9 protein-coding genes and 3 pseudogenes are annotated in these 10657 nt (G+C 59.7%); 5 read left to right on the top strand and 7 right to left on the bottom strand.

Features of this window, described 5'->3' with window-relative positions; genetic code table 11:
• The 4 genes and pseudogenes from bioD to panD form a co-directional block, all read left to right on the top strand.
• Positions 1-572: ATP-dependent dethiobiotin synthetase BioD (bioD, locus tag ACFFNA_RS26175; RefSeq protein ID WP_378922782.1), on the top strand; the 572-nt coding region annotated here is incomplete at its 5' end.
• Entirely contained in the window at positions 569-1834 is a 1266-nt protein-coding gene (locus ACFFNA_RS26170; RefSeq protein ID WP_378922780.1) for an adenosylmethionine--8-amino-7-oxononanoate transaminase, read from the top strand. The genes bioD and ACFFNA_RS26170, both read left to right, overlap by 4 nt.
• Positions 1831-2813 (top strand): annotated as a pseudogene (gene bioZ, locus ACFFNA_RS26165) (3-oxopimeloyl-[acyl-carrier-protein] synthase BioZ). The gene ACFFNA_RS26170 and the pseudogene bioZ overlap by 4 nt, the downstream one beginning before the upstream one ends.
• A gap of 67 nt (positions 2814-2880) precedes the next feature.
• Entirely contained in the window at positions 2881-3333 is a 453-nt protein-coding gene (gene panD, locus ACFFNA_RS26160; RefSeq protein WP_172235118.1) for an aspartate 1-decarboxylase, read from the top strand.
• Between the two features lie 188 nt (positions 3334-3521).
• Here panD and ACFFNA_RS26155 read toward each other — a convergent pair whose 3' ends face one another.
• From ACFFNA_RS26155 to ACFFNA_RS26140, 4 genes and pseudogenes are all read right to left on the bottom strand, one after another.
• The gene (locus ACFFNA_RS26155) at positions 3522-5174 is read right to left on the bottom strand and encodes an MFS transporter (RefSeq protein WP_378922777.1); all 1653 of its coding nucleotides are present in this window, start codon (positions 5172-5174) and stop codon (positions 3522-3524) included.
• A gap of 105 nt (positions 5175-5279) precedes the next feature.
• Positions 5280-5615 (bottom strand): autoinducer binding domain-containing protein, encoded by a 336-nt coding sequence (locus ACFFNA_RS26150; protein ID WP_378922775.1) that lies wholly within the window; start codon positions 5613-5615, stop codon positions 5280-5282.
• A gap of 172 nt (positions 5616-5787) precedes the next feature.
• A pseudogene (locus ACFFNA_RS26145) lies at positions 5788-6012 on the bottom strand (DDE-type integrase/transposase/recombinase); the annotation flags it as partial.
• 288 nt (positions 6013-6300) lie between these two features.
• Positions 6301-7452 carry a porin gene (locus ACFFNA_RS26140; RefSeq protein WP_378922773.1) on the bottom strand — a complete coding sequence of 384 codons (1152 nt, stop codon included), beginning with the start codon at positions 7450-7452 and terminating at the stop codon, positions 6301-6303.
• 43 nt (positions 7453-7495) lie between these two features.
• Here ACFFNA_RS26140 and ACFFNA_RS26135 point away from each other — a divergent pair, with 43 nt between their 5' ends.
• On the top strand, positions 7496-7630 hold the full coding sequence (locus ACFFNA_RS26135) for a hypothetical protein (protein WP_378922771.1): 135 nt from the start codon (positions 7496-7498) through the stop codon (positions 7628-7630).
• Positions 7631-7806: 176 nt separating this feature from the next.
• On the opposite strand, the gene ACFFNA_RS26130 is transcribed toward ACFFNA_RS26135, so the two are convergent.
• From ACFFNA_RS26130 to ACFFNA_RS26120, 3 genes and pseudogenes are all read right to left on the bottom strand, one after another.
• Positions 7807-8445, bottom strand: a complete 639-nt coding sequence (locus ACFFNA_RS26130) for an antitoxin Xre/MbcA/ParS-like domain-containing protein (protein WP_378922769.1) — start codon at positions 8443-8445, stop codon at positions 7807-7809.
• Positions 8446-8899: 454 nt separating this feature from the next.
• A pseudogene (locus tag ACFFNA_RS26125) lies at positions 8900-9226 on the bottom strand (aspartate aminotransferase family protein); the annotation flags it as partial.
• Positions 9227-9352: 126 nt separating this feature from the next.
• Entirely contained in the window at positions 9353-10222 is an 870-nt protein-coding gene (locus ACFFNA_RS26120; protein ID WP_378922767.1) for an alpha/beta hydrolase family protein, read from the bottom strand.
• Positions 10223-10657 lie beyond the last annotated feature (435 nt).

Raw genomic sequence — 10657 nt, 5'->3', positions numbered from 1 at the left:
CCGCTACAGCGCTAGTTGAAGAGCGCGCGGGCGGCCGCCTTTGCTCTTCCAGCGCTTCAGATCTTGTCGTCGTTTATCAGCGGGTTTCGACCGTCTTCGACAGGCGCGTCCTGCCGGAAGTGTACCGTCTGAAGATGCCTCTGTCGCCGCATCGGTCAGCCGAACTCGATGGCGTTGCGATCGAAGCAGCAAAGCTCTCGCTTCCGGAGCTGCCGGGCCCGCTCATCATCGAAGGCGCCGGCGGGCTGATGGTGCCGCTCAATCGGCAGACCAGGTTCGTTGATGTGTTTCAGGAATGGCAGCTGCCGGTCATTCTTTGCGCGCGCACGGCGCTCGGCACCATCAACCACACCCTGCTTTCGGTCGAGGCCCTGCGCACCCGCTCCATACCACTGCTCGGCATAGCCTTCATCGGCGAGGAGATGGCCGATACGCAAAGGACGATCGCCGAGATGGGCAAGGTACGCGTGCTTGGCCGCTTGCCGCGTGTCGACCCGCTGACGCCCGAAGCGCTTTCCGCGGCCATGCGCGCCGCTTTCACCGCCGCCGACTTCATGGAGACCCCACAATGAGCCGCTCCGCTGTCTGGCACCCCTTCACCCAGCATGCCACCGAGCCGGTGCCGCCGACGATCGTGCGCACCGAAGGCGCCTATGTCGAGACACGGGAGGGCAAGCGCATACTCGATGCGATCTCCTCCTGGTGGGTCGTCACCCACGGCCACCGCCATCCGAAGATCATGGAAGCAATCCGCGACGCGACCGAGACACTCGATCAGGTGATCTTTGCCGGCCTCAGCCACGAGCCGGCCGAGCAGCTGGCCGCAGCGCTGGTCGACCTGGCGCCGGCGGGTCTCGATTGGATCTTCTATTCCGACAGTGGCTCGACCAGCGTCGAGGTAGCCCTAAAAATGGCGCTCGGCTTTCACCGCAACAATGGCTTCCCGCGCGCCCGCATCGTCGTCATGGAGGACAGCTACCATGGCGACACGTTCGGCACGATGAGTATCGGCGCACGTGGCGTCTTCAATGCCGCATACGAGCCCCTGCTGTTCGAGGTCGACGCCATCCCCTTCCCCGCCGCGGGCCAGGAGCAGGACACGCTCGATGCCTTCGAACGGCTCACGCGCCACCGCAAGGCAGCCGCGTTGATTGTCGAGCCGCTGGTGCTCGGCGCCGGTGGCATGCGGATGTATCCGGCTTCAGTTCTCGCCGAACTCAAACGCATTGCCGAGCGCTCCGACACGCTGTTCATCGCCGACGAGGTCATGACCGGCTGGGGGCGCACCGGCACAATGTTCGCCTGCGAACAGGCGGGAATTGCGCCCGACATATTGTGCACATCCAAGGGGCTGACCGGCGGCTCGTTGCCGCTTGCGGCGACGCTCGCCACCGATGCGATTTTTCGCGCGCATTATTCCACGGATCGTACAAAGACCTTCTTCCATTCGAGCTCCTACACGGCGAACCCGATCGCCTGCGCGGCGGCACTTGCGAATGTCGGCATCTGGAACGACGAGCCAGTGGCTGAACGCGTGGCTGCCCTGTCGCGGATGCAGGCGCAGAAGATTGCGCGGTTCAAGAGGGACGCGCGTTTCGAGAATGTGCGCACGACCGGCACCATCGCCGCGCTCGACCTCAGCGTCGGCAATGCCGGTTATCTGGCCGAGGTCGGCCCGAGGCTGCGCGCCTTCTTCCTCGAGCGGGGATTGCTGTTAAGACCGCTCGGCAACGTCATCTACGTGCTGCCGCCCTATTGTGTGACATCGGATGAACTCGACCGTCTCTACGCGGCCATAGAAGAGGCAGCCGAACTTGCGAGCGACAAGAGATGAACCGCACGGCGCGCATCATAGGCCTTGGCCATCACGTGCCGGCTCGAAAAGTCGACAATGCCGAGATCGAGGAACAACTCGGTCTGGACCCAGGCTGGATCGAGGGGCGCACCGGCATCCGCTCGCGTTTCTGGGCGGAGCCCGGCGACACCCTATCCGGGCTGGCGGCTAAAGCGGGCGACATGGCGCTTGAGGCGGCCGGTATCGATCGCAAGGAGATCGGCCTACTGCTTCTTGCGACGTCCACGCCTGACCATCTGCTGCCGCCGAGCGCGCCGCTGGTGGCGCACAGGCCGGCCTCGAAAGGGCCGGCGGGGTCGACCTGGCCGGCGCCTGCGCGGGATTCATCTATGCGATGACCTTCGCCGACGGCTTCGTGCGCCTGCACAACAAGCCGGCCATCGTCATCGCCGCCAACATCTTGAGCCGCCGGATCAATCCGGCCGAGCGGGCGAGCGCCGTGCTGTTCGCCGATGCCGCGGGCGCCGTGGTGCTTGCCCCGGCAATCGATCCCGGCCTCGGCATCCTCGGCTCATCTTTTGCCGCGGACGGTTCCGCCTACGGCTTGATCCACATCCCTGCGGGCGGCAGCAGCCGTCCGTTCGCGCAAGAGATCGACATCGCCGAAACCCGCATGACCATCGCGAAAGGCCGCGAAGTCTTCGCCAAGGCGGTCGAGATGATGAGCCGTTGTTCCCTGCAGGCGCTGGCGGCGGCTGGCCTGGCCAGGTCAGACGTCGCCCGTTTTGTGCCGCACCAGGCGAATGCCCGCATCTTCAACGCGGTCGGCAAGTCGCTCGGCATCGAGGACGAACGCATCGTCAAGACCATCGCCGACCATGGCAACTCGTCAGCCGCAACCATTCCCCTGTCGCTGTCGATCACGCACCGTGACCAGCCTATCCGGCGGGGCGAGAAGCTGCTGCTGGCGGCGGCCGGTGCAGGCCTTACCGGCGGGGCGCTGGCGATTGGAATGTAGGCGGTGGTCATCAACTGCTCGAGAGGCAGTTACCCGGATCAAGCTCATCGAGAGGACCAGCAAAATCATGCGAAAGATAGTCGCCGGCAAGCTCCACGGACTTTATGTCACCGAGGCGAACCTTAACTACCACGGGTCGATAACGCTCGATCCAGCCCACTGCGAGGCGGCTGGAATCCTGCCAATGGAATTTGTCGAGATATGGAACAAGAATTCCGGCGCGCGGATTTCGACATATGTGATCCTTGGCGAGCGTGGCTCTCGGTGCTGTGTTCTGAACGGCGCCGCCGCGCGGACGTGCCAGCCCGGCGACCAGATCATCGTCTGCAATTCGATCTACCTCGACGAAACCGCACTCACCTCGCTGAAACCACGGATCGTCACCTTCGATCAGGACAATCACATTCGTGACCGCCTGAGCTATTCGGTCGATGTCGACGCAAACGGCCGATACAGTTTCAGTATCCTCGACGAGACAAACGCGCCTGTGGCCATTCCTGCCCGAGCCGCCGGCGCATGACCTGATCAAATTGTCCCACGCTAAAGCCCGACACTGGAACGGGCCTAGCCGGGCTCGATCGACCCAGGCGGGCACTTAATCGAAGTTGTTGCGGTGAGATCAATCGGCCGACCGCAAGATCGGGGGCGAGCGGGAAAGCTTGCCTCGTCCTCACCGCAATTGCCCCTACCCGTTATTCCCGCATGAGATCACCGTCGGAAAAAGAAACTCGTCGACTGATCCCGTTTGCGGGCCGCTCCGGTCGGACGCTCGATCGCAAGCTTGGTGCGGGGTGGAAGCTCTCCCACATGCAATTCGAGGAGACGCTGATCCAGCTCCTTGTCCGCCGCTGTGAGGCGATGGTTCAGGCGAAGGTAGTCCATCCAGGTCGGCGTGCGGAATGTCTCTGTCCAATGCTGCGGCTCCTGCAGATCGCGCTGGAGGGTCCAGTGCCGGGCTCCGACGCGGCTTTGAACCCGGCGTCGTTCCCGCATCTGATCCAGGAAAGCTTCCAGATTGGTCTCCGGTATCGAGTACTCGATCTTGACGACGATCGGGCCGCTTCTCGACTTCAGGTCCAGTGCGAGTTCGGGCGTTTCGAAGCCCGGGGAATCCTGGTCAGAATCTTTCCATTGATGAATGGGCAGCAGGAACCCGGTGGCGGCAACCAACAGGAGAGCGCCAGCGGAGCATTCCAGCGCCAGGCTGAGCGAATAATTCTCGGCCAGCACGCCCCAGAGCCAACTGCCGGCCGCGATGCCGCCCGAGGAAAGGGCAGAGTAGATCGAGAGCGTGCGACCAACGACCCACCGTGGGCTCGACAATTGCACGCTCACGTCAAGCCCCGTCCAGGTGACGACCCAGCCCGCACCGCCAAGCGTCAGCGCAATAGTTGCCACCAGCAGTGAAGGAGTAAACGCAAGAGCCAGACAGCACGCCGCGCAGGCGATGCACGCCAACGTTGTCAATCGCTCCTGCGACAGCGACCGTCTCAGAACGTTGTTGGAGATGCCGGCGCATAAGGCACCCGCCCCAAATCCGGCCATCAGGGTGCCATAAGCGATGGGTCCTCCTCCCAGCTGGTCGCGGGCGACCAGTGGCAGCAGCGCCAGTATCGAGATGCTTGTCAGGCCAAACAGAGTTCCGCGCGCGATTGCCGCCTTGATCTCTCCCGACAGCGCCGTGAAGCGCGCTCCATCATGAATGGCCGTGGTCATTGGCTCTCGGGGAAGAGGCGACGCGCGACCACTCCATTTACAGCGCCCTATGGCCCACAGCATCGTCAGGTAGGTCAGCGTCGCGATGGCGAAGGCCGTCAGCGGTCCAAAGGAGGCAACGACGACGCCGCCGAGCGCCGGACCAATGCTTCGCATGGCATTGTAGCCGACGGAGATCAGCGTGACCGCGGCCGGAACTTCTCGTTTTCGCAAGATGTCGCCAACCGAGGCGTGCCAAGCCGGATCAGTAAAGGCAGCGCCGCATCCGGCCAGGCAGCTGAAGGCGAGGATCATCCATGGATTGTAAAATCCCAGCCCCACAAGAGCAGTCAGCGTTATCGACGACAGCGCTATCACGCACCAGCCGAGCGCCATCACTTTGCGACGGCTGAAATTGTCGGCAATGGCCCCGGCAAAGATCGACAGAATGAATACGGGCAGCGTCGTCGAGGTCTGCACCAGGGCGACCATCACGTCCGAGGTCGAGATGGTTGCCATAAGCCAGCTGACCGCGACGGTCTGCAGCAGCCAGCCCAGGCTGGACACCTGTGCGGCAAGCCAGATCACTCGAAAGGTGGGGTTCTCCAGCGGAGCAAACGTGGCCGACGAAACTACAGCCGCGTCCGCGCGCACCACCCTGCTCATTGGGCCGAGCCTCTCTGTTCGTGTAGAGGTTAAGTTGGAGATTTCCCTCAGTCCACTTGCCCATGGACAATGGCAGGATCAGGGCATCATAGGGGATGGTACAACTTAATTTTCGATGGCTCCCACAGGCCGAAGCGAAAACAGGTCGCAACGTATGGGATCCCCCATTTCATAGCGATCCGCGACGCGAAAAATGCAGGACCGCGCTTGAAAGGTCATCGCCGCAAGATTGCCTCGCGGATCGATGATGGGGATCGTCACACAACAGCAAATGCGGGACCGCGCCGATTCGCAAAGGATCCTTTGCTCAGCTTCTGATGGCCCAATACCCGGCCGTGCAAAGCCCCATCGAAAAGGCATCCGCCGAAGGCGACGCGCGCGATGAGGGATCGACGCTCTGGTGCTGGCTGAAGACAGCGCGCCGTCCAGGGCGCCGGACAATTCGAGATCAGCGTGGGCTTGTCACGAGGCCGCGAAGGCAGAGAGAGTTAAGAGAAGGAATGCCCTGCCGGCGGGGAGGTGCACCGGCAGGGCTCGCCGCCCGCGGTCAAATGGGAGGACCGGACAGCAGGGCAAAAAAGCAGGTTGGTGCTCGCAAAGATTATACTGCGCCGGGAATGTGAAACAGGTTGGCGATGGATCGTGGATGGAGACGAAGCGCTGAAGCTGTCGCGCTGACTTGAACCGCTTCATAATCCTCTCCCGCCGTCGGACCGGTTGGCGAGAATTCTCAGCGCGATTGTTCAGGTCCTGGTGTGAGCGATGCTCGACGTCCGGCATGATATCGCTGCTTCGCAGCACTGTAGGATCGAAGCTTGTCGGTGACCATCACACGCGGTCTCGTTTGACGTGCCGGCCGCTGTCAGCAGGAGCAGCCCTCGACGCTGGCGGAGAGCGGTCCGCCTCACAGTCGCTCGCGATCCATCTCGCTTGCGCGAGTCCGATGATAAACCCCAAAAAAGGGCGCCCGGGAACAGGGCGCCCTTCTCATCAACGGAATGCTCGGATTGGAGGTCCGTGATCAAGCAATCCGCCGAAACCTCTACAAGCCTCACCACAATGGTTCAGCCGCGAATTGAAGGCTCGCAGGTACCGCTTCGAACGCGGGCAACGAGCCCTTCAATCCTCAGAACGAGCGCTGGAAGCGGAGGAGACCACCAACGCTGTTCTTCTTGTCGGCAGCGGTCCAGTTGCCGAACGGGGTCCCGTCGTTGAAGTGACCATAGTGATCGTAGTCAACTTCGGCGGTGACCGTGAGGGCTGGGACGACAGTGTAGGCGACGTTAGCCGCGACGCCATAGTTCTTGTCCTGGTCACCCGACACCTGAAGGTTGAACGAGGTCTTTTCATTGAACTTGTAGGTGCCGCCGGCCCACCAAGCCCAATGACCGCCCCACTGCTTGTAGAAGTCGCGACCGCTTGCGAAGTCGAGCGAATTCTTGTCGGTGCCGTAGCCGAACATGGCGAACAGCGACAGCTCGCTGGTCACGTTGAAGTCAGCACGAACCTTGCCGGCCCATTCTTCGTAGTTGCTGTCATAGGCGACGACACCGGTGATGGCGCCCCAGCCCTGCGTGTACTTCACACCGCCGACGACATGCGGAACGTAGCTATCGATCGTGCCCACGTAGAAGACATTGTTGACGTCAACCGAACCTTCTTCGAGCGAGATCACGGCCGAGAAGCCGTTGCCGGCGTCAAAGTTGTACTGGATGAGGTTGGTGTAGAAATCGCCATAGGGAACGATGGTGTCGTTGAGAACATTGCCGGCATAGCCAATGAAAGTATCGAACGCCGAATCGTCCAGACCGACACGGAGCCCACCAAGCTGGATCCAAGCTTTATTCAGCGTAGCGCTCTTGTTGTGGGCTTGATTGCCGTCTGCGCCGGCATAGTAGGCGCTGTTGCCGAAGTTGAAGCGGGTCTCGGTGTAGGTCTTCAACGTGCCAAGCTCGGTTTCCTGGCCAGTCCAGGTCCTCAGGCTGAAGCGGGCATTCTTGTGCCAGGTGCCCTGGTCCTTGCCGTTAAGAACGTCTGTCGAACGTGCGCCATCGAAGCTGCCTACATCGCCAGCGCTGATGTCGTAACGGACATAGCCGCCGATGCGCAGGCAGGTTTCGGTGCCGGGGATGTAGAAGTAGCCAGCGCCGTAGACGTCGCAAATCTTGACGTATTCAGCCGGTTCCGGCTCGGCAACGACGACGGCGTCGGCGGCGCGCGCACCGGAAACTGCGATCAGGGCCGCAGCTGAGCCGAGAAGAAGGCTCTTGATGTTCATATTTGATCTCCATTCAAAGATTTGAAAAAGGGCGGGGACGTCGATGGACGAACCGCTGCCTGTCCCCACGATCGAAAAAGATGCGCATCGCTATGCATCCTTCCCGGCCCGACGCTATCCGCCGGGTGAATTAGCGCAAGTTCAAATTCCGTTTGCCGACGACTTAGCGAAGTATTAGTTGCATTTTTGACACTAAATCAGCTGAATTAGTTGCACGAATTGCACATTTATACATTTTCACAAATCGCACAATTGGCACATTGCCTTATTTGCGCAGTAGAGTATGCGCCGAGAGCGACCAAAGCGTGAGAGAGACGGCTTTCGGGCGAGGGAAAGCTGGCGCCCGGCCAATTGTCAGATAGATTGAACCAGAGAAAGAGCCTGGGCGGCCGACGCAACGACTTCTGTGTCCATACCTTCTTTGAGCAATTCGATAGGAACACGGCCCTTGAGAAGAGGCGACGGGCTGATCAGCCATAGCCAAGCCAATCTGGGATCGGAGATCGAGGAAAGCACCTGCCTGATTCCCGGCATTGGTCTGCCGTCGATGAACTGAGCTAAGGGAAATACATGCTTGCGGGAGCCTCTCCGAAAGGCAATCACATCATTGTGCCGCTGCCACCAATGCAGTGTGGACCGAGGTATTCCAAAACGGCTCTCGAGACGCGTCGACCCTGCAACCGGGCCAGCCCACTCTGCAATGCGAGCGCCTTCTCTCGAGCAATCTTTCAGAACCGGATGCCCGAGTGGATGATCTGGTAGGGGTCGCGAAGCGATCTCACACGCCTGGGCGTCTAGCCGTCGCGCCGCTTCGGCCTCAAGCCTACCAAGAAATTCGGCGGCCACGGCGGTCAAATCGTTGGAGGCAGAACCCGATGGCACAAGAGCAGCCTTTTCCCCCTGTCTCGCCTCATCGCATTGGGCAAGAATTCGCTGCACCTCCCTCATGACAAAGCTTGAAAGCTCGGTCTGGCGCTTTTCATCCCCGGACATATGTGGCTTTCCCGATAGCATTCCCTCAGCAAACCGCCGAAAGAGCGTTGGATACATTGAAGTTTTGAGGACGGCGATGGGTTGCGTATTTCGTATGCTCACGAACCAGCCGCCGTTGGCTCCAACCTGTGCCTCCCAACAAAAAGGGAGACCGTCTATGGACGAACCGTCTTTGCCCCCCACGATCGAAATAGACGCACATCCCACGAAATAGACGCACATCGCAGCGCATACTTCGCGTCGTGACGCTACTCGCAACATAGATTTGCACAAGTTCAAAGTTTTACCTGCAGAGCTATATAATTTTAGGTGTTGCTTCTATGCAACGGACTTATGCGTGTTACTTGGGCAAATCGAACGTATTGCACAGTTGCACGAACTGTACCTTCGATCGCAGCTTTCCAATTCGTATTTACTGGCGGTATATAGCTTCGCCGTTGCCACACCGCATTGATCAGTGGGCGGGACGCGATTTCGCGGTCGCGTCGACGATGATTTCCACTTCCTCCCTGGTGATGATCAGTGGCGGGGCAAAGCCAAGGATATCGCCATGCGGCATCGCGCGACCAATCACACCGTTCTCGAGCAGCGCGGCGGCGGCGCGAACGCCGACCTGAAGATCAGGTTCGAACGGCGCCCCTGTTTCGGATCTCGCATCAGCTCTACGGCGGACAGGATACCGACGCCGCGCACTTCGCCGACAATGGGATGTCCCTCCAGTTCGGCTTTCATCCGGGAAAGCCAATAAATAAGGCCCGACGTCCTGAACATGCTCAAGGATGCCCGCACAAACGTTGCCAGGCTTTGTTCGAGATCAGCGTGGGCACATCACGAGGCCGCAGAGGCAGAGAGAGCTAGGCGAAGCCTGCCGGCAGGGAGGTGCACCGGCAGGGCTCGCCGTCCGCGGTCAAATGGGAGGACCGGACAGCAGGGCTAAAAACGCAGGTTGGGGCCCGCAAAGATTCTCAGCATTATAAACAGGTGAACGTTTGACATATTCTTTTACGTTATCGTATGCCGGCTTGCCGATTCCACTTGGGGCGCCGTAGTCGTCAGCCAGATATCCGCGGGAGCCTTGCGCTTTCGTGCCCGCTCGCAACGCCAAGTTGCTAACCGGAACCCCCGCATATGCGGCTTGGTAGGCATCGGGGTAGTTGGATATGTTCCAGAGCGTCAGACCCCCCCCCTGACTCCAGCCGAGGATCCCGACACGACTGGAGTCGATAAAGTCATAGCGATCCAATACCAACTCGCCGGAACGATACACATCATCAATGTCTGCGCCGCCGTAATCAAGTTGATTATAGTAGTCGCTTCCGTATCCCGTTCCACCACGGTAATCCGGGGCAACAATTACGTACCTCGGATCCATAAGCTCTCGCACAACTGCCATGTATTCTGTGCCTTTGAGATTGCTGTGTACACCACCATGCATAAAGACAAGAAGAGGAGGCTTAACCTTCTTATCTATATGCTTTTGGATGAAAACATAGCCATATACAGTTAGCTCGGTTCCAGCAGCTTGGGCGGTGTCATTCTCTTCAAAACGTGCGGGACCGGTGTATTTAATCTTCGAGACTGTCGAAACGTCTTCGAGCGCTTGCATCCAAAGAAGGTCATCGATTCGCTTAATGATTAACTCGTTCTGATGCTTCTGTTCTACTAGAGCCGTCTCGAACGCTTGAATACGCAGGTCAATGTCATCGACATCAGCGCCAAGTGGACTTTTGAAGTGCGCCCCGTCCTCATCCGTACTTTCTCCTAAGTCGGTCGGCAAACCGGCTCACGCTGCCGATCCGCTGCACCATAGCGGCTTCTGCAAAATACGCAACAGATGTGCCGAAAAAATCGTTCTGCATCATATGGATCATATGCGTGACGCATACCTGAAAATCAGCCGAGCGTTCCGCCTCGTCGTGCCCAGGACGATTAGAGTTTGAATCGGAATGCGGCTTTTCAAGCCCTTGCGAGCCGTCAGGGTGAGCGCGGGAGGCTCGGATTGGTCCTTGTATGAGGCGGCATCAGAAGCTGTGGCAGAGGTCGGTGACCGATGGCTCACGCCACCGTATGACATAGGGGTCAGAACATGAGTTGCTCAAAATCGCAGCGACTAGTACCTCTGCACAGAGGTTATGACGGGTTGAACCGGCTGAAGTTTGGGTAGGATGTCGTGGTCGACGAGCAGTTGGATGCTGCGCGCGACACCTGGTTG

It is taken from the genome of Mesorhizobium kowhaii, assembly GCF_042431665.1.
GTDB classification, from domain to species: Bacteria; Pseudomonadota; Alphaproteobacteria; order Rhizobiales; family Rhizobiaceae; genus Mesorhizobium; species Mesorhizobium kowhaii.
This window is presented reverse-complemented; position numbering and strand designations above follow the sequence as displayed.